The sequence below is a fragment of the Synechococcus sp. BO 8801 genome, assembly GCF_002252675.1.
Lineage (GTDB): Bacteria > Cyanobacteriota > Cyanobacteriia > PCC-6307 > Cyanobiaceae > Cyanobium.
Window position 1 is genome coordinate 115,709 of the sequence record NZ_NQKY01000007.1, and the last position, 26,971, is coordinate 142,679.

At 66.6% G+C, this 26,971-nt stretch carries 26 protein-coding genes and 1 tRNA gene; 20 read left to right on the forward strand and 7 right to left on the reverse strand.

Going from position 1 to position 26,971, the window contains the following annotated elements:
* Positions 1 to 22 precede the first annotated feature (22 nt).
* Positions 23 to 766 (forward strand): carbonic anhydrase, encoded by a 744-nt coding sequence (locus tag CJZ86_RS07510; RefSeq protein WP_094585328.1) that lies wholly within the window; start codon positions 23 to 25, stop codon positions 764 to 766.
* The gene (arfB, locus tag CJZ86_RS07515) at positions 763 to 1,197 is read left to right on the forward strand and encodes an alternative ribosome rescue aminoacyl-tRNA hydrolase ArfB (protein WP_094585329.1); all 435 of its coding nucleotides are present in this window, start codon (positions 763 to 765) and stop codon (positions 1,195 to 1,197) included. Before CJZ86_RS07510 ends, arfB begins: the two co-directional genes overlap by 4 nt.
* Here the strand turns inward: arfB and mazG are convergent.
* Positions 1,157 to 2,047 carry a nucleoside triphosphate pyrophosphohydrolase gene (mazG, locus tag CJZ86_RS07520; RefSeq protein WP_094585330.1) on the reverse strand — a complete coding sequence of 297 codons (891 nt, stop codon included), beginning with the start codon at positions 2,045 to 2,047 and terminating at the stop codon, positions 1,157 to 1,159. The genes arfB and mazG overlap by 41 nt on opposite strands.
* A gap of 732 nt (positions 2,048 to 2,779) precedes the next feature.
* Here mazG and CJZ86_RS07525 point away from each other — a divergent pair.
* The 5 genes from CJZ86_RS07525 to CJZ86_RS07545 all read left to right on the forward strand — a co-directional run bounded on the left by CJZ86_RS07525 (position 2,780) and on the right by CJZ86_RS07545 (position 7,261).
* The gene (locus CJZ86_RS07525; RefSeq protein ID WP_094585331.1) at positions 2,780 to 3,787 is read left to right on the forward strand and encodes a sodium-dependent bicarbonate transport family permease; all 1,008 of its coding nucleotides are present in this window, start codon (positions 2,780 to 2,782) and stop codon (positions 3,785 to 3,787) included.
* A 52-nt stretch (positions 3,788 to 3,839) separates the two neighbouring features.
* A complete protein-coding gene (locus CJZ86_RS07530) occupies positions 3,840 to 4,154 on the forward strand; it encodes a P-II family nitrogen regulator (protein ID WP_094585332.1) in 315 nt (104 codons plus the stop codon).
* Positions 4,155 to 4,349: 195 nt separating this feature from the next.
* The gene (locus tag CJZ86_RS07535) at positions 4,350 to 5,690 is read left to right on the forward strand and encodes a cation:proton antiporter (protein ID WP_094585333.1); all 1,341 of its coding nucleotides are present in this window, start codon (positions 4,350 to 4,352) and stop codon (positions 5,688 to 5,690) included.
* A gap of 64 nt (positions 5,691 to 5,754) precedes the next feature.
* Complete coding sequence (gene arsS, locus CJZ86_RS07540) at positions 5,755 to 6,726, forward strand: arsenosugar biosynthesis radical SAM (seleno)protein ArsS (protein ID WP_094585334.1); 972 nt, start codon at positions 5,755 to 5,757, stop codon at positions 6,724 to 6,726.
* A gap of 67 nt (positions 6,727 to 6,793) precedes the next feature.
* Positions 6,794 to 7,261 (forward strand): arsenate reductase ArsC, encoded by a 468-nt coding sequence (locus CJZ86_RS07545; RefSeq protein ID WP_233133903.1) that lies wholly within the window; start codon positions 6,794 to 6,796, stop codon positions 7,259 to 7,261.
* 43 nt (positions 7,262 to 7,304) lie between these two features.
* Here CJZ86_RS07545 and CJZ86_RS07550 read toward each other — a convergent pair whose 3' ends face one another.
* Genes CJZ86_RS07550 through CJZ86_RS07560 form a run of 3 tightly spaced genes read right to left on the reverse strand, consistent with a single transcriptional unit; the run spans position 7,305 to position 10,220 of the window.
* On the reverse strand, positions 7,305 to 8,192 hold the full coding sequence (locus CJZ86_RS07550) for a DUF547 domain-containing protein (RefSeq protein WP_233133904.1): 888 nt from the start codon (positions 8,190 to 8,192) through the stop codon (positions 7,305 to 7,307).
* 4 nt (positions 8,193 to 8,196) lie between these two features.
* A complete protein-coding gene (locus CJZ86_RS07555; RefSeq protein ID WP_094585336.1) occupies positions 8,197 to 9,489 on the reverse strand; it encodes a hypothetical protein in 1,293 nt (430 codons plus the stop codon).
* On the reverse strand, positions 9,489 to 10,220 hold the full coding sequence (locus CJZ86_RS07560; RefSeq protein WP_094585337.1) for a glycosyltransferase family 2 protein: 732 nt from the start codon (positions 10,218 to 10,220) through the stop codon (positions 9,489 to 9,491). Before CJZ86_RS07560 ends, CJZ86_RS07555 begins: the two co-directional genes overlap by 1 nt.
* A 116-nt stretch (positions 10,221 to 10,336) precedes the next feature.
* Here CJZ86_RS07560 and CJZ86_RS07565 point away from each other — a divergent pair, with 116 nt between their 5' ends.
* Positions 10,337 to 12,526, forward strand: a complete 2,190-nt coding sequence (locus CJZ86_RS07565) for a dihydrolipoyl dehydrogenase family protein (protein ID WP_094585338.1) — start codon at positions 10,337 to 10,339, stop codon at positions 12,524 to 12,526.
* 40 nt (positions 12,527 to 12,566) lie between these two features.
* A complete protein-coding gene (locus tag CJZ86_RS07570; RefSeq protein ID WP_094585339.1) occupies positions 12,567 to 13,658 on the forward strand; it encodes a methyltransferase domain-containing protein in 1,092 nt (363 codons plus the stop codon).
* Here the strand turns inward: CJZ86_RS07570 and CJZ86_RS07575 are convergent.
* Positions 13,600 to 14,166 (reverse strand): metal-binding protein, encoded by a 567-nt coding sequence (locus tag CJZ86_RS07575; RefSeq protein ID WP_094585340.1) that lies wholly within the window; start codon positions 14,164 to 14,166, stop codon positions 13,600 to 13,602. The two genes, CJZ86_RS07570 and CJZ86_RS07575, sit on opposite strands and share 59 nt — an antisense overlap.
* A gap of 75 nt (positions 14,167 to 14,241) precedes the next feature.
* Between CJZ86_RS07575 and CJZ86_RS07580 the strand changes: the two genes are divergently transcribed.
* The 6 genes from CJZ86_RS07580 to CJZ86_RS07605 all read left to right on the forward strand — a co-directional run bounded on the left by CJZ86_RS07580 (position 14,242) and on the right by CJZ86_RS07605 (position 19,229).
* Positions 14,242 to 14,313: transfer RNA gene (locus tag CJZ86_RS07580), tRNA-Val, on the forward strand.
* A 150-nt stretch (positions 14,314 to 14,463) separates the two neighbouring features.
* Positions 14,464 to 15,651, forward strand: coding sequence for a site-specific integrase (locus CJZ86_RS07585; protein ID WP_094585341.1), 1,188 nt, complete (start codon positions 14,464 to 14,466; stop codon positions 15,649 to 15,651).
* Between the two features lie 276 nt (positions 15,652 to 15,927).
* Positions 15,928 to 16,185, forward strand: a complete 258-nt coding sequence (locus CJZ86_RS07590; protein ID WP_094585342.1) for a hypothetical protein — start codon at positions 15,928 to 15,930, stop codon at positions 16,183 to 16,185.
* Positions 16,186 to 16,294: 109 nt separating this feature from the next.
* On the forward strand, positions 16,295 to 16,546 hold the full coding sequence (locus CJZ86_RS07595; protein ID WP_094585343.1) for a hypothetical protein: 252 nt from the start codon (positions 16,295 to 16,297) through the stop codon (positions 16,544 to 16,546).
* Positions 16,543 to 17,742 (forward strand): hypothetical protein, encoded by a 1,200-nt coding sequence (locus CJZ86_RS07600; RefSeq protein ID WP_143594089.1) that lies wholly within the window; start codon positions 16,543 to 16,545, stop codon positions 17,740 to 17,742. The genes CJZ86_RS07595 and CJZ86_RS07600 overlap by 4 nt, the downstream gene beginning before the upstream one ends.
* Positions 17,739 to 19,229, forward strand: a complete 1,491-nt coding sequence (locus CJZ86_RS07605) for a DUF3987 domain-containing protein (protein WP_094585345.1) — start codon at positions 17,739 to 17,741, stop codon at positions 19,227 to 19,229. Before CJZ86_RS07600 ends, CJZ86_RS07605 begins: the two co-directional genes overlap by 4 nt.
* Positions 19,230 to 20,186: 957 nt before the next feature.
* Here the strand turns inward: CJZ86_RS07605 and CJZ86_RS16685 are convergent.
* Complete coding sequence (locus CJZ86_RS16685) at positions 20,187 to 21,191, reverse strand: hypothetical protein (RefSeq protein WP_143594090.1); 1,005 nt, start codon at positions 21,189 to 21,191, stop codon at positions 20,187 to 20,189.
* Positions 21,192 to 21,337: 146 nt separating this feature from the next.
* The gene (locus tag CJZ86_RS16690; RefSeq protein ID WP_143594091.1) at positions 21,338 to 22,078 is read right to left on the reverse strand and encodes a hypothetical protein; all 741 of its coding nucleotides are present in this window, start codon (positions 22,076 to 22,078) and stop codon (positions 21,338 to 21,340) included.
* A gap of 976 nt (positions 22,079 to 23,054) precedes the next feature.
* Here CJZ86_RS16690 and CJZ86_RS07610 point away from each other — a divergent pair.
* The 5 genes from CJZ86_RS07610 to CJZ86_RS07625 all read left to right on the forward strand — a co-directional run bounded on the left by CJZ86_RS07610 (position 23,055) and on the right by CJZ86_RS07625 (position 26,905).
* On the forward strand, positions 23,055 to 23,645 hold the full coding sequence (locus CJZ86_RS07610) for a hypothetical protein (protein ID WP_094585346.1): 591 nt from the start codon (positions 23,055 to 23,057) through the stop codon (positions 23,643 to 23,645).
* A 400-nt stretch (positions 23,646 to 24,045) separates the two neighbouring features.
* On the forward strand, positions 24,046 to 24,687 hold the full coding sequence (locus tag CJZ86_RS07615; RefSeq protein ID WP_233133905.1) for a thermonuclease family protein: 642 nt from the start codon (positions 24,046 to 24,048) through the stop codon (positions 24,685 to 24,687).
* A gap of 421 nt (positions 24,688 to 25,108) precedes the next feature.
* Positions 25,109 to 25,270: a hypothetical protein gene (locus CJZ86_RS16965; RefSeq protein WP_158219530.1), complete on the forward strand. Its 162-nt coding sequence runs from the start codon at positions 25,109 to 25,111 to the stop codon at positions 25,268 to 25,270.
* Positions 25,271 to 26,379: 1,109 nt separating this feature from the next.
* The gene (locus CJZ86_RS07620; RefSeq protein ID WP_094585348.1) at positions 26,380 to 26,634 is read left to right on the forward strand and encodes a type II toxin-antitoxin system Phd/YefM family antitoxin; all 255 of its coding nucleotides are present in this window, start codon (positions 26,380 to 26,382) and stop codon (positions 26,632 to 26,634) included.
* Positions 26,624 to 26,905: a type II toxin-antitoxin system RelE family toxin gene (locus tag CJZ86_RS07625; protein ID WP_094585349.1), complete on the forward strand. Its 282-nt coding sequence runs from the start codon at positions 26,624 to 26,626 to the stop codon at positions 26,903 to 26,905. Before CJZ86_RS07620 ends, CJZ86_RS07625 begins: the two co-directional genes overlap by 11 nt.
* Positions 26,906 to 26,971 lie beyond the last annotated feature (66 nt).

Genomic DNA, 26,971 nt, shown 5'->3' on the forward strand with positions numbered 1-26,971 from the left:
CAGGACCCCTTGTCACGGCGCCATGGCACATTCCAGACGCCACCTGCTGAGGCTCCTCGCCCTGGCGGGCGCCAGCGTGGCCCTGGAGACCCTGGCGCCCCGGCCGGCGGCGGCCGCGGCGGCGGACGGCACCCTGACGGAACGGCTCTCGGTGTGCCGCCCCGGCGGCGATCCGCTCCAGGAGCTGCTGCGCCGCAACCGTGACTTCTGCAAGGCCTGGCAGGGCGCCGAGCGCAGCGCCGATCCCCTGTCGCGGGCCACCCTGCTGCACGAGACCTGGCCCATGCACTGCCAGGTGCGCCCCGATGCCCTGGCCGCCGGCCAGCGGCCCTGGGCCTCGGTGCTCTGCTGCGCCGATTCGCGGGTGGCGCCGGAGTGGATCTTCGCCTGCGGGGCCGGGGAACTGTTCGAGGTGCGCAGCGCCGGCAACACGGCCTTCGATGCGGGGGTGGCCTCGCTGGAGTACGCCGTGGCGGAGCTGGCGGTGCCCCTGATCCTGGTGATGGGCCACAGCGGCTGCGGCGCGGTGACCGCCGCGATGGCCAGCAACCCGCTCACGCCCCTGCTGGAGGAGCTGGTGGCGCCGATCCGGGCCAGCCTCAAGCCGGGCGCCGACCTGGCCCAGGCGGTGCGCCACAACGCCGCCGCCGCCGCCAGCGCCCTGCCCCGGCGCAGTGCCCTGCTCCGCCAGGCGGTGACGGAGGGGCGCCTGACCATCCAGGCCGCCTACTTCGACATTGGCAGCGGCGAAGTGAGCCTGGTGTGAGCGGCGATCTGCCCCTGGGGAACGGCCGGGTGATCCCGGCTGCCGAGCTGGGCTGGCGCTTCTCGCGCGCCTCCGGTCCCGGCGGCCAGGGGGTGAACACCACCGACTCCCGGGTGGAGCTGGTGTACGACCTGGCCACCAGCGATGCCCTGCCCCCCGCCCTGCGGGAGCGGGCCCTGCGGCGGCTGGCCGGCCGGCTCACCCCGGCGGGCCTGGTGGTCGTGGCGGCGGAGCACCGCTCCCAGTGGCAGAACCGTCAGGCGGCCCAGAAGCGCCTGGTGGAGCTGATCCAGGCGGCGATCGCGCCGCCGCCGCCGCCCCGCCGGCCGACCAAGCCCAGCCGGGGCTCGGTGGAGCGGCGGCTGAAGGCCAAACGCCAGCGGGGATCGATCAAGAACCACCGCCGGCAGGGTCCGCCTGAGGAGGGGTAGGGCCAGGACCCTGCTCGGCGCGGATCTGGGCCTTGGCGGCCCGCCAGTGGCCCTCCAGCTCCGCGAGGCCGCGGCCGCCGAGATCCCCGCCCAGGGCGGCCTCCACCCGGGAGAAGCGGTCGAGGAAGCGGCGGTTGGTGCCCGCCAGGCCCTCCTCCGGGTCGAGGCCGCACCAGCGGGCCACGTTCACCAGGGTGAAGAGCACATCGCCCAGTTCCTCCTGGGCATGGGCCCGGTCGCCGCTGGCCACGGCCTCCCGCAGCTCGTCCAGCTCCTCCTGCACCTTGGCCCACACCCCCTCGATGGCGTCCCACTCGAAGCCGGCGGCGGCGGCCTTGCGGGAGATGGTCATGGCGCCGGCCAGGGCGGGCTGGCCGCGCACCTTCTCCGCCAGGCGGTCGCTGAGGGGGCTGGCGCTGGCTGGCTGCTGGCGCTCGGCGGCCTTGATCGCCTCCCAGCTGCGGCGCACGGCCTCCGGATCGTCGGCCCGCTCCGCCGCCGGATCGAACACGTGCGGGTGGCGGCGCACCAGCTTGGCGGCGATGGCGCGGGCGACGGCGGCCAGGTCGAAGCGCCCCGCCTCGCTGGCGATGCGGGCGTGCAGGACCACCTGCAGCAGCAGGTCCCCCAGCTCCTCGGCCAGGTGATCGTCGTCGCCCTGGCGGATCGCATCGGCCACCTCGTGGGCCTCTTCGAGCACGTAGGGAATCAGGGTGCTGTGGGTCTGGGCCAGGTCCCAGGGGCAGCCGCCCTGGGGATCCCGCAAGCGGTCCACGATCGCCACCAACTCGGCCAGGGCCTCCCCGGCCCCATCGGCATCAGAAGCGGGAAGCGGCCGGGAACCGGTCATCGCAGGGAGGCGCGAACCAAGGGAACCATCCTTGGCGATGGCGTCACAGGCGTTGACGGCAGGGCCGGTTGGACCCTTCCGGTGGCTGCGGATACCCATGGCGGTGGCTGCGACTACCTCGGGGATGGGATCGGCGCGGGTCCGATCCTCAGGCCCGCCCCAACCTGAGAGCGACACCGACCCCATCCCACCACCACCCGGCGCCGCCGAGGGGTGTCGCCAGGCGCTGGTGGCCGGCGACACCCGGGCTGGCAGCGGCGACCACAGGACAAGGTTCCGGAGCGATCAATCGCGCTGTGAAGCGATGATCCATCGGCTGGCGGTGGGGCCGCCCACAATCACCCCAACCGGCGGCATGCGATCACCCTGCCATCATCCGGCTACCGCCGGAGGTCCTGCGGTGCAATGGATTGGGGCGGCAGAAGCCCCATGGGACCAGCGAGAGACGATCCATCCGCGAACACAGACAATGCCCCGCTCCAGCCACAGAACAGAACGGATTCTGGAATCACGGAAAGGCTGCCACCTCAAGGCTACTGAATAACAGAAGCGGCGCAGAGTTTACGGAGGCTTGATTGCATCAACGGCCGCCGTCTTCCGATACAGCAGAAGCTCAAAAACAGGCAAGCACCACCCGCGAGGGGCGCGCTTAACACTTTGTTACTTTCGACAGGCCGGCTGTGGCGGCTGCTACCTTTCCCGCCACTCAACCGAAGAGAACACAGACACCACGTGGCATTCATCTCCGACTTCCTCCCGCTCTTCCTGGAGCAGGTCCAGTCCCCGACCCTGGGATTCCTGATCGGCGGCATCATCGTGGCCGCCCTTGGCAGCCAGCTGGCGATCCCCGATTCGATTTACAAGTTCATCAGCTTTTTCCTGCTGATGAAGATCGGCCTGACGGGCGGGATCGCGATTCGCAATTCCAACCCCACCGAGATCTTTCTGCCGGCGCTGGCAGCGGTGCTGGTTGGCATCGTTATTGTCTTCATCGCCCGCTGGACCCTGGGCAAACTGCCCGGCATCAGCGTGCCTGACGCCGTGGCCACCGGCGGTCTGTTCGGCGCGGTGAGTGGCTCCACCCTGGCGGCCGTGCTGCCCCAGTTGGACTCCGCCAAGATCCCCTATGAGGCCTGGACGGCGGCCCTCTACCCCTTCATGGACATTCCGGCGCTGGTGACGGCCATCGTGGTTGCCAGCGTCTACCTCTCCAAGAAGACGGGCAACACCGCCGAGAAGATCGAAATCTGGCCGATCATCAAGGAAAGCATCCAGAGTTCGGCCGTCACCTCGCTGCTGCTGGGCGTGGCCCTCGGCATCCTCACCAAGCCCGAGCCCGTCTACGAGAGCTTCTTCAACCCCCTGTTCCGCGGCTTCCTCGCGATTCTCATGATCATCATGGGAATGGAGGCGGCCCAACGGATGAACGAGCTGCGCAAGGTGGCCCAATGGTTTGCCATCTATGCCTTCATTTCCCCCATCGTCCATGGCTTCCTGGCCTTCGGCGTCGGCCTGATCATCCACAAGATCACCGGCTTCAGCATCGGTGGCGCCGTCGTGCTGGCGGTGATCGCCGCCTCCAGCTCGGATATCTCGGGTCCGCCCACCCTGCGTGCCGGCATCCCCTCGGCCAATCCCTCGGCCTACATCGGCGCATCCACCGCCATCGGCACCCCCGTCGCGATCGCGATCTGCATCCCCCTGTTCATCGGGATTGCAGAGGTGATGCTCGGCCGTTGATCTCCATACCTGATATTCATTTACAATCAACCACTGTCAAGAGGTCAAACCCATGAGTCAACAGGTCTGGAAGCTGGTGATCGTTGGAGAGGAAATCCTCTCCAAAAAACTCATCAAGCTCATCAAGGCTGCCGGTGCCACCGGTTACACCGTCAACGCCGCCGGCGGTGAGGGGAGCCGCAATGTGCGCTCCACGGGCGAGCCGAGTGTGTCCCACACCCTCTCCAATGTGAAGATCGAAGTGCTCACCGGCACCCGCGAACTGGCCGACACCATCACCCGTCAGATCGAAGCCAAGTTCTACGCCGACTACTCGATCATCACCTACATCTACCAGGTGGAAGCCCTGCGCGACCACAAGTTCTGATCCATCGGGTTCCTTAGTCCCCACCCGTTCCTGCCCGGACGGGTGGGGTTCTTCCAGGCCACCCTGGCTTGGATCAACGCCATCGATCACCAGCGCTGATCGGATCCATCACGGGATCCTTTGGTTTCTGGTGTCGTCCAGACAACAGTTCAAGCCTCCTTCCCTCTAAAACTGCACCCACCCGTACCCCACCTGATGGATCTGCTGCCCACCTTGCTGATGGAAGTCGGCAGCCACCAGGTTGAAGTGACGGAGACCCTGATCGGGGTTGGCCGTTTTCTCGTGATTTTCGTGGCGGCCCGCTTCATGGCGGAGCTGATGGTGCGCCTCCAGCTGCCCACCATCCTCGGCGAACTGGTCGCCGGCGTGATCATCGGCGCCTCCGGCCTGCATCTGGTGGTGCCCCCCGAGGCCCAGGCCCAGCTGAGCGGCGCTCTGCTCGGGATGCTGAGCTCCCTGGGCGGCATGACCCCGGAGTCCATCAGTTCTCTCTACAGCGAGACCTTTTCCAGCCTCAAGGTGGTGGCCGAGATCGGCCTCTTCTCCCTGCTGTTCCTGACGGGCCTGGAAAGCGAGCTGGATGAACTGGTGGCCGTGGGCATCCAGGCCGGCACCGTGGCCTTCACCGGCGTGGTGCTGCCCTTCGCCGCCGGCACCGCCGGGCTCTACTACCTCTTCCATGTGCCGTTCATCCCGGCCGTGTTCGCCGGCGCCGCCATGACGGCCACCTCGATCGGCATCACGGCGAGCGTGTTCGGTGAGCTGCAGTGGCTGAAGCGCAAGGAGGGCCAGATCGTCATCGGTGCCGCCGTGCTCGATGACATCCTCGGCATCGTGATCCTGGCGGTGGTGGTCTCCCTGGCCGGTGGCGGTTCCTTCACCCTCGGGCCGGTCGTGCAGCTGTGCGTTGCGGCGGTGGTCTTCGTGGCCGTCGCCCTAGTGCTCAGCCGTTTCGCCGCCCCCGGCTTCGACTGGGTGGTGGATCAGCTCAAGGCCCCCGGCGATGTGGCGGTGGCCAGCTTCGTGGTGCTCACCCTCTGCTGCTTCGCCGCCCAGGCCATCGGCCTGGAGGCCGCCCTGGGGGCCTTCGCCGCCGGCCTGATCCTCAGCGCCTCCAAGCACACCCACGACATCGAAGCCGCCGTCAAACCCCTGGTGGCCCTGTTCGCCACGGTCTTCTTCGTGCTGATCGGCACCGGCATGGACCTCTCGGTGCTCAACCCCTTCGATCCCGCCAACCGCGAGGGGCTGGTGGTGGCCCTGTTCCTGCTGGTGGTGGCCGTGGCCGGCAAGGTGGCCGCCGGCTGGACCTACACCAGCAAGGACCCCACCAACCGCCTGGTGGTGGGTCTGGGGATGATGCCCCGCGGCGAGGTGGGACTGATCTTCCTGGGTCTGGGAACCCAGGCCAACATCCTCACTCCGGCCCTGGAAGCCGCCATCCTGTTGATGGTGATCGGCACCACCTTCCTCGCCCCGATTCTGCTGAGGCTTGTGATCGGAGGTCAGAAGGAGGCGGCACCCCAGCCCAGCTGAGCTGCCGCCAGGCCCATCCGATTCGCCGCCCGGCCGGTACCTCCGGTAGCCATCCCCTCCATCCATGGGCGTTGCCGATCCGAACGGCCCCACCACCACCCTGGCGCCGCCGTTCCCGGCCCTCCGCCGCAGCCGGCTCGACACCCTGCAGGTGAACCTGGGCTACCGCTGCAACCAGAGCTGCAGCCACTGCCATGTGAACGCCGGCCCCAGCCGCACCGAGATGATGGAGGCGGCCACCATCGCCCTGGTGCCGGCGGTGCTGCGGGCCCGGGCGATCGCCAGCCTGGATCTCACCGGCGGCGCCCCGGAGCTGCACCCCGGCTTCCGCGAGCTGGTGCGCCAGGCCCGGGAGCTGGGGGTGGCGGTGATCGACCGCTGCAACCTCACCATCCTCAGTGAGCCCGGCCAGGAGGACCTGGCCGTCTTCCTGGCCCGGCAGGGGGTGAAGGTGGTGGCCTCCCTGCCCTGCTACCTCGCCGACAATGTCGACCGGCAGCGGGGCGATGGCGTGTTCGAGCGCAGCCTCGCGGGCCTGCGCCAGCTCAACGCCCTCGGCTACGGCGATCCGGACGCAGGCCTGGAGCTGGATCTGGTGTACAACCCCCAGGGTCCCAGTCTGCCGCCGCCCCAGGAGGCCCTGGAGGCCGACTACCGGCGGGAGCTGGCCGATCGCTTCGGGCTGCGCTTCAACCGCCTGTTCACGATCACCAACATGCCCATCCAGCGCTTCGCGGCGGTGCTGCGGCAGCAGGGGCAGCTGGAGGGCTACATGGCGCTGCTGCGCCAGCACCACAATCCGGCCAACCTGGCCCAGGTGATGTGCCGCAGCACCCTCAGCGTCGACTGGCAGGGCTTCCTGTACGACTGCGACTTCAACCAGATGCTCGGCCTGCCCATCGGCCAGGGCAGCCCCCGGGCCCACCTGCGCCAGCTGCTGGAGCAGGACCCTGATGGGGAGCCGATCGCCGTGGCCGACCACTGCTTCGGCTGCACCGCCGGCGCCGGCTCCAGCTGCGGCGGGGCTTTGAGCTGAGGCCCCACGGGCCGCTCTGAAGCCCCCGGTCGAGCCAGCGAGTGACAGGAATCCCCCTTTCCCAACCATGACCATTCCAATGCCATCCACCCGCCCCGGCGGGGCCGCCCAACGGCGGGTGCTCGTGGTCTGCACCGGCAACTCGGCGCGCAGCATCATGGCCGAAGCCCTCTTCCAGACCCTGGGAGCGGGGGCGATCGAGGTCGTCAGCGCCGGCAGTGCCCCGACGGGTCAGGTCCATCCCATGGCCCTGGAGCAGATCGGCCGTCTTCCCGTGGACCCGTCCCGGTACGCCAGTAAAAGCCTGGCGTCGGTGCTGGAGGCGGCGACGACACCGTTCGATCTGGTGGTCACGGTCTGCGACCATGCGGCCGAAAGCTGCGGCACGTTCCCGGGGGACCCGGCCAGGGTGCACTGGGGCCTGGCCGATCCAGCCGCCCACCGGGAGCCTCAGCAGGCCCGACGGGCCTTCTCCGCCTGCTTCGATGAGCTGGCCGAACGCATCGGTGCCCTGCTGAACGAGCCGGTGGCCTGAGCGACAGCCAGCACGTCGCCAGGGCCTTGAGAGGGGTCAGGCCTCAGGGGCTCTGGCGATTCAGGTCCCAGTTGTAGGGGAGGTAGGCGAAGCGGTAGTCGCCGCCCAGGATCAGGGCGCGCTCGGCGGCGGGGCGGTAGCGGGCGATGAAGCGCAGAACGGCGCTCTGCTTCTCGTGGCCCGGCACAGGCTCCGCCTGCGGATCGGCCCGCAGCCAGTCCTCGGCGAACCACTGGAAGATCGCGGAGATCCCCACCGTGCCGGCGGCCCGGTCGATCGCCAGGCCCACGGGGCTGGCCAGCCAGCGGGTCGTCTGATCCTCCAGCTGCCGCTCCAGCGCCGCCCCCGTGAAGGCCTCCTGCCGCAGGGGCGGGCAGCTGATGGCGGCGCACACCAGGGCCGCGTGGATGCGGGGTTCGTTGTACTCGCGCCGCAGGATCTCGTGCTCGATCGCATCGAGGGTGAGGCCGCGGCCCATCAACTCGTGGCGGCGGAACTTCCAGACGCCGGGAATGTCCCTGATGCTGGGCCGGATCGGATCGTTGTCGATGATCGCGCGCAGGGTGAAGGCGTTGTAGGCGTTGATCAGCAGGGCGATCTGCTCGGCCTCCGACCAGGAGGCGAAGCGCTCGGGGGCCAGGGCGCCCAGCGCCTTGATGTAGCGATCGAGCTGGGCCGGATCCCGCTGCAGGGCGGCGTAATCCACCAGACCCCGGCCATCCACCACCGACCGCAGCACCGCGTTGTAGGGGCCGGGATCAAGGGGCGGCTGGGGGGCGGTGGCCACCGGGGACGGGCGGCCGGCCTCGGCGGACGTCCACGGGGCCGGCCCGCCGCCGCAGCCCGTGGCGGTGATCAGCACCAGGCCGCAGGCCAGCAGCAGCGGGGTGCGGGAGCGGACACGGACCATGGCGAAGCGGAGGAACACCACGGGTTTACCGGCTAGGGGCCGATTCGGTTCGATCCCGGGCGCTGAGCAGCAGCCCCAGCAGCAGGGGCAGCCACAGCAGCAGCCGCTCAGCGGTGGTGAGCTGCCAGTCCGGCAGGCGTGAGGGGAGCACGAAGTAGACGAACGCCGAAAGGCTCACCAGCCGCGCCCCCCAGTTCTGGCTGGGCACGGCGAAGGGCATCAGCCAGATGAAGTACCAGGCGTGCACCACCGGCGAGAGCAGCAGCAGGGCCAGCAGGTAGCGCCAGGCGAAGACCCCCAGCCGGGCGCTGGTGGCCAGCAGCACCAGGAGCACCAGCAACAGCAGCAACCCATGCACCGCATTGGTCTGCAGGGTCCAGGGCCAGAGCTGGCCGATCCAGTGCGGCAGCCACTCGGCGCTGCGGCCGTGGCGAATGAAGCTGGAGCCGGTGGGCAGCAGCGGACAGCTGCGCAGACCGCAGAAGAGGGACGCCCCCAGCAGCAGTGGCGCCAGCCCCAGCAGCAGGGTGGCGAGCACCGGGGCAGGCCGCCGGAACCGGCGCCAGCGGCTCCAGGCCCTCTGCAGCAGCAGCGGCAGGGTGATCCACTTGATGGCCACGCTCAGGCCCAGCAGCAGGTCGATGCAGGCCTGGGGGCGTTGGCCCTGGGGCGGGGGATTGCGCTCGGCCAGCAGCCAGCCGGCCACCAGCGGCAGCAGGAACCAGCTGTCGTAGTGCCCGCCGCCGCTGAGGCCATAGATCACCAGCGGGTTCCAGGCGTAGAGCGCCGCCCGCGCCGCGCCGAAGCGGGCGGCAAGCAGGCCGGCGATCGCCAGGTCGGCGGCCGTGAACGACAGCTTGAACAGCAGCACCTGCTGGGCCACGGCGGCATGGAGCCGGAACAGCAGCTGCGCCAGGGGCGGGTATATGGCGGTGGTATCGGGGTGGTTGATCGACGACCACCAGGGGGTGCGCAACCCCTCCAGCGCCGCGGCGTCCGGGGGCAGCGCATAGGGGCTGAACCCATGCAGCTGGATCCCCCCCTCCCAGAGGTACCGCCAGATGTCGTCGCCGGGCTCCATGGCCAGCAGGGCCAGCCGCGTCAGCACCGCCACGGCCCAGAACAGGGCGCGGGGGATGGTGGGCAACGACCAGGAGAGGGCGAAACCCAGGCCCATCACCGCGGCCGCCCGCCAGAACGGCAGCAGCTGGGCGGCATCGAACAGGTCGCCGTGGGGGCGCATCAGCAACGCCCCGCCGATCAGCAGCAGGGCACTGGCCGGCAGTTGCAGGCGCCGCAGCCGGGCCGTCAGCGCCATCACCGCTGGCCTCGCTGCAGGGGTCGCCGCAGCCAGAGGCCGCCCAGGGTGGTGAGGATCACCCATCCGGCCCGGAGGCTGGCGCCCCAGCGCCCGGAAATCTTCGAGGCGCCGGCCAGGCGCGGGCGATGGGAGATCGGCACCTCGCGGATGCGCAGGCCCAGCTCGATGGCCCGCACCTGCATCTCCAGGGTCCAGCCATAGCCCCGGTCGCGCAGGGCCATCGCCGCGAAGGCCTCGCGCCGCACCAGCCGCAGCGGCCCCATGTCGCGGTAGCGGAACCCCCAGCCCAGGCCGATCAGCGTCGTGGCCAGCCGGTTGCCGCCCCGCTGCAGGGGGGTGAGCGAGGCGCGGCCCACGGCGGTGGCGGTGCGGTCGCCGAGCAGCAGGTCGTGGTCGTCGATGAGCTCCAGGAAGCGGGGCAGTTCCTCGAGCGGGTCGCCGCCATCGCCATCGCAGAACAGCAGCCAGTCCACGTCGGGGGCGAGATCGAGGCACCCCCGCCAGCAGGCCCGGCCGTAGCCGGGACGGGGTTCGCTGAGCACCTCAGCCCCCAGCTGGCGGGCGATGGCGGCGGTGCCATCGCTGCTGCCGTTGTCGACCACCCGGATGCGGTCGAGTCCCTGGCGGCGCAGCTGGCCGATGACGTGGCCGATCGTCTGGCGTTCGTCACGCGCCGGAATCACCACCTGGATGGCCCCCATCGCCATGGCCGATCCCGGATTGGGCATGGAATTCCCCTGCTGATGAACGTACCGGCGAAGGGAGCGAATGGATGGCCGCCCGCCCGGGGCCGGGGCCATCCGAAACGGCGGCTCGCCGGTAGGAAGGGGGAACGGCTTTCCCCATGGCCCCACCGCTCTCGCCTTCCCGCTGGCGCCAGCTGCTGCTGATCGCCGCCATCGCCCTGGTGGTGATCCTGTTCTTCACGCTGGGCCTGCACCGCCAGCTCACCCTGGAGGCCCTGCAGGAGGCCCATGGCGCCCTGCTGGAGCAGCGCCTCCAGACCCCCCTGCCGGTGGCGGGCGCCTACCTGCTGCTCTACGTGCTGGTGGCGGCCCTGTCGCTGCCGGGGGCCGCGGTGCTCACCCTGGCCGGCGGGGCGCTGTTCGGCGTCGGGCTCGGCACCCTGCTGGTGTCATTCGCCTCCAGCATCGGCGCCCTGCTGGCCTTCCTGGTGGCCCGCACTCTGCTGCGGGATCCGGTTCGGCGACGCTTCGCCCGCCAGCTGGCGCCGATCGAGGCCGGGGTGGCCCGCGACGGGGTGCTCTACCTGCTCAGCCTGCGGCTGGCGCCGGTGTTCCCCTTCTTCCTGGTGAACCTGCTGATGGCGCTGACGCCGATCCGGGCCGCCAGCTTCTACCTCACCAGCCAGATCGGCATGCTTCCAGGCACCTTCGTCTACGTGAACGCCGGCACCCAGCTGGCCCAGCTGCGCGGGATCGGCGGCATCCTCAGCCCGCCGCTGCTGGGGTCGCTGCTGCTGCTGGCCCTGTTCCCCTGGCTGGCCAAGGCGGCCCTGGGCCGCTGGCAGACCTGGCGGCTCTACCGCCGCTGGCCGCGGCCGCGCCGTTTCGACCGCAACCTGATCGTGATCGGCGCCGGAGCGGCGGGGCTGGTGACCGCCTACATCGCCGCCACCGTCAAGGCGCGGGTGACCCTGGTGGAGCGCGGCGCCATGGGCGGCGACTGCCTCAACACCGGCTGCGTGCCCAGCAAGGCGCTGATCAGCTCGGCGCGGCTGGCGGCGCGCCTGCGCCGGGCCGACCGCTACGGGCTCGAGCCGCAGGAGCCGCGGTTCAACCTGCGCCGGGTGCTGGAGCGGGTGGCCGCCAAGGTGGCGGCCGTGGCCCCCCACGACAGCGTCGAGCGCTACGAGGGCCTGGGGGTGGAGGTGCTGCGCGGCCAGGCCCGCCTGCTCGATCCCTGGACGGTGGCGATCCGCACCGGCGCGGGCACCGAGCAGCGGCTTACGGCCCGGGCGACCGTGCTGGCCACCGGCGCTGAACCGGTGCGGCCCGACTGGCCGGGCAGCGAGGCGGTGCCCCTGCTGACCAGCGAGACCGTCTGGGGCTGGCTGGCCCAGTGCCCGCTGGAGCGGCCGCGGCTGGTGGTGCTGGGGGGCGGGCCGATCGCCTGTGAACTGGCCCAGGCCCTGGCCCAGCTGGGCCTGCCGATCACCCAGATCCAGCGCAGCGACCGCCTGCTGCGCAAGGAGGACGCCGATGTGGCCGCCGAGGTGCGCCAGGCCCTGGAGGAGGACGGCGTGACCCTGCACATGGACACCGAGGTGCTCGGCTTCGAGCGGGGTCCCGCCCCCGCCAGGGCGGTGACGGTGCTGGTGCGGCAGGGGGAGCGGCGGGAGCGGATCGCCTGCGACGCCGTGCTCTGCGCCCTGGGCCGCCGCGCCCGGCTGCAGGGCTACGGGCTCGAGGAGCTGGGGATTCCCACCGGCGCCACGATCACCACCAACGCCTTCCTGCAGACGCTCTACCCGAACATCTACGCCGCCGGCGATGTGGCCGGGCCGTTCCAGTTCACCCACACCGCCGCCCACCAGGCCTGGTATGCGGCGGTCAACGCCCTGTTCGGCCAGGTGCGCTCCTTCCAGGTGGACAACCGCGTCATCCCGCGCACCACGTTCACCGACCCAGAGGTGGCCACGGTGGGGCTCACCGAAGCCGAGGCGGCGGCCCGAGGGATGGCGGTGGAGGTGACCCGATTCCCCCTGCACGAGCTCGACCGTGCCATCGTCGAGAGCGCCGAGCGGGGGTTCGTGAAAGTGCTCACCCCACCGGGCAGCGACCGGATCCTGGGCGCCACGATCGTGGCCGAGCACGCCGGCGAACTGCTGGCCGAGTTCGTGCTGGCCATGAAATGGGGCCTGGGACTGGGCAGGATCTTCGGGACGATCCACGCCTACCCCACCCTGGCCGAGGCCAGCAAGTACACCGCAGCCGCCTGGAAGAAGCAACGGGTGCCCCAGCACCTGCTGCCCTGGCTGCGCCGCTACCACGCCTGGCGGCGCCGCGGCTGAGCCCGACACCGCCCCCATCCACCCCCACGCCCCCTCCCCGATGACCAGCGCCGCCGATCTGCACCGCAGCGTTCAGGAGTACTACGGCTCCACCCTCAGCAGCAGCGACGATCTGCGCACCAGCGCCTGCTGCGACGCCAGCAGCGTGCCGCCGGCGCTGCGGCCCCTTCTGGCCCGGCTCCACCCCGAGGTGCTGAGCCGCTACTACGGCTGCGGCCTGGTGGCGCCGCCGCTGCTGGAGGGCCTGCGGGTGCTCGACCTGGGCTGCGGCAGCGGCCGGGATGTGTACCTGCTGGCCCAGCTGGTGGGTGCCGGCGGCGAGGTGGTGGGCGTTGACATGACGCCGGAGCAGCTGGCGGTGGCCCGGCGCCATGCCGACCACCACGCCGAGGTGTTCGGCTACGCCAACGTGCGTTTCCTGGAGGGCCGCATCGAGCAGCTGGAGGCGCTGCCCCTGGAGCCCGGCAGCTTCGATCTGGTGATCTCCAACTGCGTGGTCAACCTCTCGGCGGACAAGCTGGCGGTGCTCAACGGGGTGCGGCGGCTGCTCAAGCCCGGCGGCGAGTTCTTCTTCGCCGACGTCTACGCCGACCGGCGCGTGCCCGAGGCCCTGCGCCACGACCCGGTGCTGCACGGCGAATGCCTCAGCGGCGCCCTCTATTGGAACGACTTCCTGCGGCTGGCGCGCCAGGCCGGCTTCGCCGATCCGCGCCTGGTGGACGACCGGCCCCTGGAGATCACCGACCAGGAGCTGGCCGCCCGCACCGGCGCGATCCGCTTCTTCTCCGCCACCTACCGGCTGTTCCAGATCGAGACCCTTGAGGACGCCTGCGAGGACCACGGGCAGGCGGTGATCTACCGGGGCAGCATCGCCGGCCACCCCGACGCCCTGCCCTTCGACAAGCACCACCCCATCGAAACGGGCCGGGTGTTTCCGGTCTGCGGCAACACCTTCCGCATGCTGGCGGAGAGCCGGCTGGCGCCCCACTTCGACTTCATCGGCGATTTCAGCCGTCATTACGGCCTGTTCGAGGGCTGCGGCAGCGCCATTCCCTTCGATGCCACCGGCGCGGCTACCGCCGACGCCCCCGCCGCCGCGCCGGCCCCCGCCAGCGGCGGCTCCTGCTGCTGAGGCGGCTGAGCCGACGCCCCAGGGCGCGCAGGGGCCGCGGCAGCCGCGGGATCGGATCGCCGTCCTGGAGCAGGTGCAGCCAGCTGCTGGCCTCCAGGCCCACGAACGCCGCGATCAGCAGGGGCCTCTGGGAGCCCCAGAGCTCCCGGCCCCGCTGCAGCAGCTCACCGGGCGCCGGGGCGCCCAGGGGCCCGAGGGCGGCGCAGGCGGCCAGCACCAGCGCCGCCAGCCAGAGGAGTCGCAGGCTGGTGCCCAGCAGGGGGCTGTGGGAGAGCAGGGAGCGGTGGCTGAGCAGGCGCCGGTAGGGCCACCAGAGCAGCCGCAGGGGACCCCAGCGGCGGGTGGCGTTGGAGCGGGTGTCGAGGTCGGGGGAGAGCCAGAGGCCGCCCAGCAGGAAGGCGCCGGTGGCGACGGCCACCCCCGCCGGCCCCAGGGCCGGCCCCCAGAGCAGCCCGAAGGGCAGGGCCAGCCAGCGGGTGGCGCGATCGTGGCGGCGGCCGCTGGCCATGGCCGGGCTCCGGACGCTGCCGGCAAGGTACCGGCCGCCGGCCGCCGGCGCCCCCTCCGCCAGAATGGTGCCACCGCCCGATTAGCTCAGCGGTAGAGCGCCTGCCTTACAAGCAGGATGTCGCTGGTTCGAAACCGGCATCGGGCATTCCCAGAAAAGCCCTGTCCTGACTGGAGAAAACGACTCAGGACAGGGCCTCTCAGCGGGGCCCGTGGCCTGGGCCATGGGACCAGAAAGGCCCCAAAAGCCCAGGTTGATGCCAAGCTTTCACGCGGATTTCACGCGACGGATGAAACGATGGCCTCTTCTCCCTGGCTGCGGACCCTGAGCCAGGGCTTCAAGGCCCACCGACTGGGGCGGCCCGGCTGGTACGTCGAGGTGAACAGGGACCGGCTGCGGGTGGTCTCCGCAGAGCTACCGCTGCGACCGGGGGAGCCCCCCGGATCAGCCACCACCCGCCGGGCACTCACCCTCACCAGCCCACCCGGCCCAGCTACGGGCGCCGCGGCCCTGGCGGAGGCTTGCGCCGTGTTCGATGCCGTCATGGCCGGCACCTGGGCATGGCCTGATCCGACCGCCACCCCGGCGGGAGACGACCCAAGGCACTTGGCGCCCGAGCACCTGGGGCGCCTGATCGAGAACCTGCAGGGCCGGCTGGTGGGGGAGCAGATGGCGGCCACCACCTGGGAGCGCACCTGGGCCCCCTACCTGAGCCGGCTGGCGGCCGCGGCAGGGGAGCGCCGCTGGCCTAACGACGGCGCCTTCCTGTCGGCCTACCTGCGGGGCTGGGAGCCGAACAGCAGGGCCCGGCAAATGGGTTACGACCGGGCCCGCCGGCTGTGGAAGGAAGCGGGCTGGAGCTGGCCTGAGGAGCTGGCGCCGCTGAGGGGCAACGGCAAGGCGGCCGCCGATCCCGAGGGGGTGCGGGCCTTCACCGATGAGGAGACCCAGCAGCTCCGCGAGGCGATCGAAGGAAGCAAGCTCACCGCCGCCGACCTGGTGGCCTGGGACTGCCTGATCTGTTTCGGGCTGCGGCCGAAGGAACTGCAGGCCCTGGAGCTGCAGCGCCGTGATGGGGTGCTGGTGGCGGTGGTGAGCCGCAGCAAGCGGAGCAGCCATGGGAGCAGCGGCGCCCGCACCGTCCCGGCTGTACCACCCGCCGGGTGGCCTGCGGACTGCCGCAGGCTGCTGGAGCGATGGAAGCACCACGGCCTACCGCCGGGGCTGCTGGTGGCCCGCTCCCCGGGTCAGCTGCTGACCCAGCAGCTCCGTCGACTCCACTTGCCGGAGGGGCTGACTGCCTACGGGCTGCGCCATGCCTTCGCCCTGCGGCTGGGCCTCGACCTGGGGCTGCACGTCAGGGAGGCAGCCGAGCTGATGGGGCATTCGCCAGCCGTGCACCTGGCCACCTATGGGCGGCGGCTGGATGGCCCCGCCCTGCAGTCCAAGGTTTCCGAGCTGGTGAAGTTACGCGCCGGAAAGTGAAAAATACGAGCCGGGAAAGCGAGGTTACGCGCCGAAAAGCGAACGCTACGCACTGAAAAGAGAACAGTACGAGCCAATTCTCAAAGTTTTTTTTCGTGCGCATTCCTGATCCAACCGCGTAGAACCATTGCCCTGATTACGTTCAGCCGTTGGATGCTAGATCGGGCAGAAATGAGTTTCCCGGAAGTGCGTTGCAGGAGCGCGATTGCCCCTTAGGGTGATTGCAGGTCACGGGGCTATGGCCCCTTCGGGCCTCACTATCCCTCCCCTTCAATCATGATTTTCACCGCCACCACTGGTGACGTGCGGGACTCCCTGCGCGTGAGCAAAAACACCCTCGCCCGAATGCGTGCCGACGGGATCTTCCGGCCCGGCGTGCATTTCGTCGCGCTGGGAACCGGCAGCCTAAGGGCGAGTCTTCGCTGGGACCTCGCAGCTGTCGAGGCCACTTTGCAGAAGCGCTCCAGGCAGATAGGGGCGCCCAAGCACGACAACCACAACCCGGCGCGGAAGAAAGCGCAGCCGGCCGCGTGAGCAGACAGAGAAAGACCCCGTGCAGTTGGCGCTGCCGGGGCCCTGGTTCCTCTGAAAGGCCGAGAAGGCCACCCGATCACCCCACTACAGGAAACCGAGTTCACCCATCATGAACTATCAAATCGAGACCACGCTTGGTCTCCTCTCGAAGGATTCTATCGAGCGCCAGCCCGGCACAGCCGCGGCCCTGATCGTCACCCCCACCGGGCGGGTGTTCACCCCTGACGGATCACACAGTCTCGGCACCTGCGGCACAGCGGAGCACGCGATCGAGTTCTGCCGGCGCATCGGCTGGAGCTGGATCGTCCGCGACGTTCACCCCACCCAGGACCTGGCCGGAGCCGGCGAGGTCCTGCCATGACGGCCACGACCTCCAGCCACACCAGCCCCGGGGCTGCGGCGCCCCCTACAGCGCTCTTCCACTGGCCCGCGGTGGCCACCCATGTGGCGCTGCTGCGCAGCCGCCAGCGGCCTGAGGCCCTGGTGTTGCTCACCCTGTTCCCGCCCCAGCCCGCACCGGGTGAGCCCCGCGGCTGGAGCACCTATTACCTGGCCACCACGGCGCAGTTGCTGGCCGGGGATCCCGGGCTGGCCGCGGCCATCCAGGCGGACCTGCACCGGCACCCGGGGCACAGCCTGGGGCTGATCGTCAGCGAACCGCACCCGCAGCCTGCGGACTGGGGGAGCAGGCCGGAGCATTTCAACGCCCCGAAGATCCGCGACGGGGTGCCCCAGACGGCAGAGCAGCAGCAGGCCGAACGTGAGCGGCGCTGCGCGGCCTGGGTCAGTGGGTCGGCGGCGCCCTGGTGCCGGCCGATCTACTGGGGCTCCCGCTACGACCACATCGCCCCCTGCCTGTGGCTGTTCGCGGAATGCGACCGCGAGGGAATGAGCGGCGCCGATCAACTGGCCCTGGCCGCTGCCGTGTTCGGCGCACCGCCCACGTTCAGCGTGAGCACCGGCGGGAAGTCGATCCACTGCTACTGGCGCCTGGTGGAGCCCATCACCCTGGAGCGGTTCACCGTGCTGCAGAAGCTGGCAGTCACCGCCTACCGGCACCTTGAGCCGGACTGTGCGGTGGATGGTTCGCTGTCCAATCCGAACCGGGTCCTTCGGCTGGCTGGTGGCTTCCACCCGCGAACGGGGGTGCTCGCCTCGATCCACACCGCCACCGGCACCGCTATCGATGCCGACGCCCTGGCGGCCCGGCTGCAGGGCCTCCAGCCGCCCCAACCATCGGCACCACCCCTGAAGCAGCACCGGCCACGGCCAGCGGCTGGTGGGCGCCGGGGAGGCCTGGTGACGATGGAGAAGATCCGCGCCGGGTTGGATCGAATCCCGCCCTATGCCTCCAAGCAAGGCGAGCGCCGCGAGTTTCGGCGGTTCGTTGGTGGGTTGCGGGCCGTGGTTCGCGAGGCCGGCGGAAGCGATGCCGACGCCCTGGCCCTGGCTCTGGAGCACAGCCCCGGTGTCATCGATGCCGCCGATTACTGGAACTACGACTGGACCGGCATCACCGCCGGCAGTTTCTGGCATCAGGTGGGGGCGGGCCGATGACGGACTATCAGGCCAAGGCCGACACGATGCTGGAGGATCACGACGAAGAATGCGAAGAACTGGCCGCCGACCTGAGCCGGTTCCGTGGGGTGGACAGCATTGCCGACCAGGCCTCGATTGAGCGGCTCTTCTCGCCTGGCCTGGCAAAGGAAATCAGCCTCTACGCGGAGCAGCAGCAGTTGGACCCGCGAGGTTTCCTGCTGCCGATCCTCACCACGATCAGCAGCGTGGTCGGAAACCGCGCCGTTGTTGCTGCAGAGCCCGGTAACGATTGGACCGAGCCGGCGATCCTATGGGGCATCAACCTTGCCCCCGCCAGTGGCGGCAAGTCACCCACCGCCAAACCAGCGACGGAAGATGCGCTAGTGCCGTGGCAGATACGCGAAAGGGAAAAACATGCCGCCGCCCTGGCAAGATGGAAAAATGACAAGGCCGAAGCCGAGGAAGGGGGCGCCGAAGCGATTAGCGTGTTCCTGTCCACCAACCCGCAGCCCGAGCAGCGGCATCTACTGACCAACGACGCCACCTTCGAGAAACTGGAAACCATGCTGGCGGGAGGCTCTACCCCCGGTCTGCTGGCCCTCCATGACGAGATGGGGCGATGGTTCTCCCAGTTGTGCCGCAGCCAGCAACAGAACGACCGCGCAAAGTGGCTGGGGCTCTACCCCGGTAGCGCGATCATCACCGACCGCATCGGCCGCGAAGGGGTGCTGGTGCATCGGCCGGCCGTGTCGATCTTCGGCAACCTGCAGCCGCAGCGACTGGAGGCCCTGTGGAAGGCCGACGCTGCCGCGAACGATGGGCAAGCTGATGGTGATGGCCTGTGGTCACGCTTCCTGCTGGTCAACCTGCCCGACTGGAGCTACCGCTACCGGCGGTCAAGCCGCAAGTTGGCGCCTGTGCTGCGGACCTTGTACGAGCAGATCGACGCCGCCGCCGCCGCGCTGCCCCCGGGGCATGACGACCGGCCGCCTGTAGTCACCCTGGCCCCCGATGCGCTGCCTTTATTCGTGGAGTGGGTCGACGAACTGGAGGCGATGAAACGCGCCGCACGGGAGCCCGCTGCTCAGCAGTACCTAGGCAAGCAGCGGGGCAACACGCTCCGGCTGGCCCTGGCGCTCCATGCCGCCCGCCAGGCCGGCAATGGGTTCGGCCTGGATACCCTCATCTCCCGCCAAGACCTGGAAGGTGGAATCCTGCTCACTTTGCTGTTTTTCGCGGAGCGTCAGAAGGCCCTAGCCCTGGTGGCTGGGGGAAGGAGCGGAGCAATTAAGCGGCTGCTCGACAAGGGCAAGGAGTGGCGCAAGGAGCACGGCTCGGCACCGGTGCCGGCCCGCACGGTCAGGAATTGGGGGATGCCCGAGCGGAACGCGAGCATCAAGGCGGTAAGGGATTGGCTGCGGCAGGTGGTTACCACACCGGGCTGCGGCGCCGTGGAGGGGCAGGGCAGCGCCCTGGTCTGGCTGCCGCCTGGTGACGCCCAATGAATCAAGCCGGTGGCCCCCGCAGAAATGGAGCATATCGCTGCTCCAAGGCAATCCCATTGCGCCGCAGTGCGAGTAGGGCCGTTTCGGAACTGGTGGAGCAGCGGCTGCTCCAAGGCACTTCGACTGCGCCGCAGGGCGAGTGGGGCTGTATTGGAGCACGGAGCGCCATATAAGAGGCAATTTTTGCTCTCTCTTTCTCTCACTTCACTTCTCGGTGCCCTGCCTTGCGGGCGGACTCTCTCACCCAGGAATGTGCTCCATCGCTCCAAAAAGCCTCCAGACCGACTGCCACCTCTGGCGAGTGGTTTGGAGCGGCTCTTGCTCCACCTGCTCCATCACAGCCCCAGACCCCACGCCATCACTGGCAAGTGGTCTGGAGCAGATGAAACAGCCCCCCGGCACCGTATGCCCGATCGCCAAGCCATCTCCACGACCTCGACTCACCACACCATGCCCACCGTCTCATGTTCACCGACTCTCATGGCGATCCGCTCTGGCTGCCTGACCTGCTGGCCCTACGAAATGCATGGCCGAACGCCCACCCGGCCACGTTGGCGCTCCGCTTGCCCAGCAGTGGGGCACAGTTTCCGGCCTGGCCACATCGGCCGCCCTGGCCGCCTGGGTCGCGAGGCAATGAGTGCTGCACCTACAAACGCAGAAAGCAAGAATGAAGTTGAGTTGCCATTTAATACTCTACAGGTGGCTTGGCATCACCTGGGAAAGACACTTCAACCGCAATGAGTTTCTATACGTTTCCAGCGATGCGCTAATGTTCATACAGAGTGGACAACTCAATAACTCCTTTGGCCCAACGCCACATTCAGCGGCGAACAGAAGCCCACGTGGATCATCCGGAATCCCTGAGTCCGTCTGCTGAACGCTCAAGATCACCCGCACGCACGAATCTGAGCTGAACCTTTAGGGTTTTCCAAGAACCGTGGCAGGTGGATCTTGAGGTTAGACAGTTTCTTCGCCGCTGCTAGAGTGTGGAGCTTGTCGCAAGAAGTCATGCAGTTTAGCGCGCAACGAATCATCCACTGCATCATAAAGATCGACAAGCGCAACTATTCTGTCGATTTGTTCGTCTGATTTCAAGTCATACGAATAGATGACCTCTATTGCTCTCGGGGTAAGATAGTCTTGCAGTAGTTCATAGGGCTCTTTGGTCATTCCACGAAATGCCACAGCTGCATTCCATTCGCATGAATCAAGGAAGCGCTCATGCCACCTCTTGTACTCAAAGAATTGCCTTAGATGTGGATAATGCGAAAATGTCGCTGCCGATTGAAGCCACGACTGAAATTCACGGGCACGAGATTGATATTCAACGAAGAGTTCGCGAACATCAAATTTTTCAGGCCTAGATTTCAGGAATTCAATGGCATCAGACTTCCAGCCATTCCATTCCAGCAATGTAGACTTCGATAGCAAGAACTGAACCGTGCGAGATACACCAGCTTCACCAGCCGCCACGGAGATATTCCAGTTGGCTTGTGCAGGCCTCCAGTGAACCGAATAGTTGCGAAGATCGAAGAGAAAGCGATGTAAGTTGTCCTCCCCGAAAATCTTGCGTCTCATTTCGGCTATATAAGGCACAGGATAAGCCCTAGAAAAGTTCCGCGTATGATCAACAAGCGCAGTCAAAGCCGATGATGCGTTAAACAGATTTCTCTTCATATTCCTAGTGTATTCATCACGCTCATCCTCATTAATGCGGAGCCAGAAGTCTTGATATTGGCTTCGGTGGGAAAATCGATTTATTCCCTCCAGCAAGTCATCAATCGCATGATCCAGAATCCAGTGACTGTCCTTGACCTCTCCCAATGCCGCCCATATACGAGCTCCAACAGTTCCATCAATATCGCGCCTTGCCTTTTGGAAGTCAAAAGCAACAGCCTTGATTACTTGTTCTTCCGTCCAAGGCTCTTCGTGCTCAGAGAGAAGAAATCTTTGCACTAACATCTGGCCTCAGAGACGCTTGTGTAAGGTTGAACAATAGCGCGGAATAACAGAGGCATTCTGGGCTCACGCTTGAAGCGCAAGACTGTTTAAAGCGGAGGTCGACTGAGCTGTGCAGCTTTATCGCCCAGTGCCGGTGAAGCAAAGGGCTAGATGACCAAGACATTCTTAAACTCATTTCTCAAAGTGCGGTACTCGACAATAAGCTGATCTGAAATGCGCTGAAGTTCCGAGGTAAGATGATCATATTCCTCATTCTGCTCGGTGCTGCCATCTCCCTCACGATCCATGTTGAGTCGAGGATCCATGCACAACCGAAGAGGGGGTTCAGTTTGGTTATTTGGATGTACAAAGAAGTTGTCGACGAGAAAGCTTCTAGCTTCTCTCCAAGCAACAAGGTATTTTTCAGAGGCTGTGGCAATTGAAGGAGTCAAGAGCCGGTTGCTCGTTTGTGCCAAAAAGCGTGCGAAATCGTTGACTTGACTATACATATCCATGCAGTAAGCATGGTCGCACTGAAGAACGGTGACGAAATCTTCGATTTGCTGGTCATTCAGGATTCGGCGCGCCTCACGAAATATCTCAAGGTCGTGGACTCGCTCTTGTTCGTTGCGTGCACGCTGAGTATTGTCCTTCAATAATTCATAGAACCCACTATTCGCCATGTGGTAAGCAAGGCCAAGGACACACAATGCGAAACCCCAAGCAGCATCGTTGCTACCTGAAACTGAAATATCAAACTCGCGCTTCAATAACTCAATGGCAACCAATTCCCAGAGCTGGGTGGACATCATTGCCAAGCCACCTACGACAACCAGCCATGTAATTTGGTTATAGAAGCGGGGCCGCAATAATTCGATCAGACGCAGTGCGAACTCCTGCCAGGCCATGGGGAATTTTGTTGTCATCTAAATACTGATTGGTTGATTCCGAGAATTGCCTAGATTCTCGTCTGCATTTCAGTGAATTCTAGAGAGAGTAGCAGTGGAGGAGACCCCGCAAACCATGCCGCAGAGGGTTTTGGTCTGCAGGCTCCCGCATCTTGCCGTGGGTCAACGAACCGAACTGCTAGGGAGCTAAGCCCCTGCCCCCCTCACCTGCGGCCGGGGACCCACATCAACAGCCCGGGGTGGCCTCGAAGTTGGGGGGCTGCCTCAAGGCGGGGGCGGGGCCAAGGTGGCGGGGGTTGGGGAAGACCCTGCCGCACCGGAAGCCCTCGACTGTCCCCGCGCGCCCCACCGTCGGCTCCAGTCCTGACAGGAGGTCAGCCAATCCAGCCCCATAACCCACCCTCCTCAGCCGCCCCGCTGCCGGCCGCCGCAGGCCACGCTCAGCAGTCTCAAGCGCAGGGGCTCCGGAGGCACCCCGCCAGCCCTGGCTCCGCCGAGCCCACCACGGCCAGCGCCACCACCCCCGGGCCACCCCTTCCACCTCCCGCGGTCCTGCGCTGGTTAGCTCGAGTAGTCACCGCCCTGCCCCTGCCCATCGCCCCCAGCCCTGCCCCCACCCATGCCCATGGCCACCACTTGGAACACGATCTATCGCCGCGCTGTGCATTCGCTTACAGCAGTTGTCGCAATGGGCGGAGAAACATCCATTCATCGATGCATCATTCGCGCCGCGGTGGAAGTGCACGCGGCTGGCGGGGGGCCCCTCCGGGGGAAGTAAAAGGTACTTCCCAGAAGAAAACGTTTCCGCGGCCACCGTGTCGCAGATTTTCGCTAGCGCCAGCCCAAAAAACGTGTCCCACAAGGCCAGGGATACCAAGAGATTTCGCGCACACGAACCCCCAGGCCCCCGACGACGCGCGGGCATTGCACAAAAAATCCGGGCGACGCCGCCTATATTCAGCAGGTGCATTATCGCGTGGCCGTGGCCCTGCTCACCCGTCAACAGGCCGCCGAAGTGCTGGGGGTTTCTGAGCGCAGCCTGGGGCGCCACGTCGATGCGCTGACCGAAATGGGCCAGACGACGACGATCGGTCGGCGGGTCAAGTACCGACGCGACGGGCTCGAAGCGGCTTGGCTGCGCGTTGCGCATCCTCAGCCCGCCAATGTTGCGAAGCTCGAAGCAATCGCGCGTCAAGCGGCCGACAACGCGCCCCAGGCCGACGACGACGCGGGCGAGGACGTGCCGTCGTGGCACGTAAGCAAGGCGCGCCGTGAGGCGGCACTGGCAATCAAGGCTGAGCTAGAGGTGCAACGGATGCAGGGGTTGCTGTTGAGTCGCGACGCGGTCGAAAGGGATTGGTTCGAGTCATGCCGTCAGGCGCGCGATTCGTTGCTGCGGCTGGCGATCATCCTCCCGCCCGAACTGAAACGCTGCAATGGCGACCTAGGACAGATGAACATTCTGTTGCACCAGAAGGTAACCGACGTGTTGACGCAACTTTCGGAGGAAGGTGTGAGACGACTGAACGAAACAACGCGACGCGAAATACGGGAGGCGGCGAAGTGAGCACACTCGATCCTGCGAACACGCCCGATCCCACCTGCCAGCAGATCCGCGCGCTAGTCGCTTCCTGCGAAGAAATGTTGGCAGCCAGTGGCCCATGGGGTCGTCGCGAACTGGCACGGATACGGGTGCAGGAAGCGCAGGCACGCGCCGAAGAGGCCGCATGGTTGGACGACCTAAGCCGCAGACTGCGGAAGGTGTGGACGGAAAGACCGGGGGAAGATTCGCTCCCTGCGGGCTGTGGTCCCTCTGAGGCGCCTGGCCACCCGTAGGACCCCACCTGCCAGGGCACCCGTAGGCGCCGGCCGGTGGTTGCCGCGGCGATGATGGTGCCCTGGTTCTTTCGCCCCGGATGCGGCTCCTATCTGCTGCCAGTCTTCTAGCCCTCCAGTTGCTCACGCCGTTGGCCGCTGGAGCCGCCACGGTGATTTCAGTGGGCGATGGGGACACCCTGCGGGTCGCAGATCGTGGGAAGAACATCACCGTCCGCGTGGCCTGCATCGACGCGCCCGAGATGGCGCAGGCTCCTTACGGGCAGCAGGCCCGGCAGGCGCTCCAGGAGCTGGTGCCGGTCGGCTCCACGGTGACTCTGAAGGCACAGACCAGGGACCGCTACGGCCGAACCGTGGCGGAGGTGTTCACCCAGAACGGGACCAATGCGGGCCTCGCCCTGGTGCAGCAGGGCCATGCCTTCGCTTACCGCCAGTACCTGAAGCAATGCGACGAGTGGGCCTACCTGGATCGGGAGGGGCTGGCCAGGCGATACCGAGTAGGGGTTTGGAGGTTCGACGAAGCGATCCAGCCCCCATGGGACTGGAGAGCCGCCAACCGAGGCGCACCGCGGCAGCCGACGCAGCGGCCGGTAACGCTGACGATCATCAACGACCCGAAGCCGGTCGCTCAGCCACCCCCGTCCGCAATCGCTGACCGTCGCTGGCGGTGCCGGGAAGTTGGCTCCTGGGAGCGTGCCCAACAGCTTCTGCGTGAGGGGCACACCTATCTCGATGGTGACAGCGATGGCGAAGCCTGCGAGCGGCTGCGCTGACCGCCGCCAGGAATGCTGGTGCCCCTTAATGCCTGACCCCCTCGCCCTGGACCTGCTGCTGCTGGCCCTTCCCAACCCAAGCACCAGCCGCCGGGTGATCACCCGGCGCCCCCCCTCCAGCAGGTGAGCGGCTAGCAACACCTAGATGAAGGGGTTCGGCCAAGACCAGATCCCGGCAGATACCTAACGTCCCCAGAGTGCCATTGCCTCGTCGCTACCTCCTGGGAAGTCAATCAGAGAAAGCTGTCTTAGGTTGAGACGTAGTGGAACTTCGCATTATCGGCCTACGACCAAGCCTGTGGACTAATGAGAGCCACCATTGACCCAGGCCCTCAGCTACGCTTTAAATCCCCAAACCAAGCCCCAGCAACGCTCGAGTCTCTGGTTCTGCCTCTCTTAAGTCCCCTGCTGCAGATCACTCATGGCACTGCTCGAAAGAACACCCGAACGAATCCCTGCCGACTGGAAACCAAAAGCTCAAACCAACGAACAAGTATCCGAAGGACTTCGTTCGGCATTCCGCAAGGCAATCGACGAAGGGAAGGTCGAGCGCCTACCTAACTTAAATGCTGATTCCATTTAAACCTTAGGGCATGATTGGCAATGACCCGCCCAAGGAGCAGAAGATATAGCTATGCGTTTAGCAAGTTTGTAAATTGCGAAGACGACTTACCAGGCCTAATAGCATATGCACTATACAAAGCTGCCAAGGTTGAGCACCTAAAGAAGTTCAATCAAGAGAAGGGTAGAGATGCATGGGATGATGAAGCGTACCAATGGTCCGACATTCACTCTACTACTACACAAATAGATCTGTATCGGCAAAAGGCGTGCAACATTATCGAGACATACCGTGAACAAGAAATTATAAGAGAGATACCACTGCTTGAGAAGAAGATTTTAGCAAGCGTTGAGAATAATACTCTTCAGCAAATTCACTCCAAAGTTTGTGGGCTCACTGGATGGCAAGGATTGCGAGCAAGTCTTGCGACCAATGTTTTCGCATCCATTGTTTGGGTCCTCGTTATCGCAGCAGTTATTTATGTCGAGCGCCACAAGAATACACAAGATCTATCTCCTCCCACGTCCAGGACTGAGCAGCCACAGCCTTGATGAATTTGGCTAAACGCTTGGTGACTCCTGGAGTTACCACTCAGATAGAAGTCAGAGCGAACAAGGTTCTGCGCTGACTAAAGCCTGGAATGCTGAAGCGAAGCTGCTGCACCTCAATGCTTGACCCCATCGCCCTCGTGCTGCTGCAGGCCCCACTGATGACCAGTAGAGGCGCCGCCTGATCATTCAGCTTCGGCCCCGATGGTGGGGCGGCCTCATCCTCAGCGGGGCCTCCAGCGGCTGCCGGGCCGGCGGTTCGCGCGGGCCCTGTCACGGGCTGGGGATCGCCCCGCCTCCGCCACCCGCGCCGCAGAAAAGCCCAATAGGGCCCAGAAAGGCCCGCCAGAAGCCGCAACCTCACGCAGATTTCACGCGTCGCCCGCCATCTCCATCCTCCAGGCCAGACACTGCAGTGCATTTCACGCCCGAGCACCCGCCTTACAAGCAGGATGTCGCTGGTTCGAAACCGGCATCGGGCATCACACCGGCTGCGCCAGACCTCAGGGGACCTGCTCCGAGACCTTGTTCGAGACCTGTTGTGGGACCTAAGGTGGATCCACGAGCTGGTCTGAGAGGTTGATGGCCCATCGCATGCTGGCCGAGACTGCCGTGAGCATCTCGGAACTCAAGAAGAATCCGATGGCCACGGTGGCGGCTGGCGAAGGGCTGCCGGTGGCCGTTCTCAACCGCAACGAACCGGCGTTCTACTGCGTGCCGGCCAAGGCCTATGAGGACCTGATGGACCTGGTCGAAGACCTGCAGCTCAACCGCATCGCCGACACGCGTCTGGCGGATGGGCAGGATCCGGTGCTCGTGACCATGGATGAGCTTTGAGCTGGCCTTCCACCCCGAGGCCCTGCGCGAGTGGCACAAGCTGGCCGGCGACATCCGGGAAACGTTCAAGAAGAAGCTGGCTGAACGGCTGATCCAGCCGCGCATCCCCGCCAGCAAGCTGCGGGGCTCCAGCGATCGCTACAAGATCAAGCTCCGCGCCGCTGGCTTCCGCCTGGTCTATGAGGTGCGGGACCAGCAACTGCTCGTGCTGGTGATCGCCATCGGCAAGCGGGACCGCCAGGCCGTCTATCGGCAGGCCGATCGGAGCTGAGACCGTTCCCTGGCACTGCCAGCGGCTGGGAAGATCGGGCCATGACACCAAAACCCGCCCTAAAGT

Coding starts and splice junctions, on each gene's coding strand:
- CJZ86_RS07510 (WP_094585328.1), top strand. CDS start 23: ATGGCACATTCCAGACGCCACCTGCTGAGGCTCCTCGCCCTGGCGGGC.
- mazG (WP_094585330.1), bottom strand. CDS start 2,047: ATGACCGGTTCCCGGCCGCTTCCCGCTTCTGATGCCGATGGGGCCGGG.
- CJZ86_RS07530 (WP_094585332.1), top strand. CDS start 3,840: ATGAGTCAACAGGTCTGGAAGCTGGTGATCGTTGGAGAGGAAATCCTC.
- CJZ86_RS07535 (WP_094585333.1), top strand. CDS start 4,350: ATGGATCTGCTGCCCACCTTGCTGATGGAAGTCGGCAGCCACCAGGTT.
- arsS (WP_094585334.1), top strand. CDS start 5,755: ATGGGCGTTGCCGATCCGAACGGCCCCACCACCACCCTGGCGCCGCCG.
- CJZ86_RS07545 (WP_233133903.1), top strand. CDS start 6,794: ATGACCATTCCAATGCCATCCACCCGCCCCGGCGGGGCCGCCCAACGG.
- CJZ86_RS07555 (WP_094585336.1), bottom strand. CDS start 9,489: ATGGCGCTGACGGCCCGGCTGCGGCGCCTGCAACTGCCGGCCAGTGCC.
- CJZ86_RS07560 (WP_094585337.1), bottom strand. CDS start 10,220: ATGCCCAATCCGGGATCGGCCATGGCGATGGGGGCCATCCAGGTGGTG.
- CJZ86_RS07565 (WP_094585338.1), top strand. CDS start 10,337: ATGGCCCCACCGCTCTCGCCTTCCCGCTGGCGCCAGCTGCTGCTGATC.
- CJZ86_RS07570 (WP_094585339.1), top strand. CDS start 12,567: ATGACCAGCGCCGCCGATCTGCACCGCAGCGTTCAGGAGTACTACGGC.
- CJZ86_RS07575 (WP_094585340.1), bottom strand. CDS start 14,166: ATGGCCAGCGGCCGCCGCCACGATCGCGCCACCCGCTGGCTGGCCCTG.
- CJZ86_RS07585 (WP_094585341.1), top strand. CDS start 14,464: ATGGCCTCTTCTCCCTGGCTGCGGACCCTGAGCCAGGGCTTCAAGGCC.
- CJZ86_RS07590 (WP_094585342.1), top strand. CDS start 15,928: ATGATTTTCACCGCCACCACTGGTGACGTGCGGGACTCCCTGCGCGTG.
- CJZ86_RS07595 (WP_094585343.1), top strand. CDS start 16,295: ATGAACTATCAAATCGAGACCACGCTTGGTCTCCTCTCGAAGGATTCT.
- CJZ86_RS07600 (WP_143594089.1), top strand. CDS start 16,543: ATGACGGCCACGACCTCCAGCCACACCAGCCCCGGGGCTGCGGCGCCC.
- CJZ86_RS07605 (WP_094585345.1), top strand. CDS start 17,739: ATGACGGACTATCAGGCCAAGGCCGACACGATGCTGGAGGATCACGAC.
- CJZ86_RS16685 (WP_143594090.1), bottom strand. CDS start 21,191: ATGTTAGTGCAAAGATTTCTTCTCTCTGAGCACGAAGAGCCTTGGACG.
- CJZ86_RS16690 (WP_143594091.1), bottom strand. CDS start 22,078: ATGGCCTGGCAGGAGTTCGCACTGCGTCTGATCGAATTATTGCGGCCC.
- CJZ86_RS16965 (WP_158219530.1), top strand. CDS start 25,109: ATGGCACTGCTCGAAAGAACACCCGAACGAATCCCTGCCGACTGGAAA.
- CJZ86_RS07620 (WP_094585348.1), top strand. CDS start 26,380: ATGGCCCATCGCATGCTGGCCGAGACTGCCGTGAGCATCTCGGAACTC.
- CJZ86_RS07625 (WP_094585349.1), top strand. CDS start 26,624: ATGAGCTTTGAGCTGGCCTTCCACCCCGAGGCCCTGCGCGAGTGGCAC.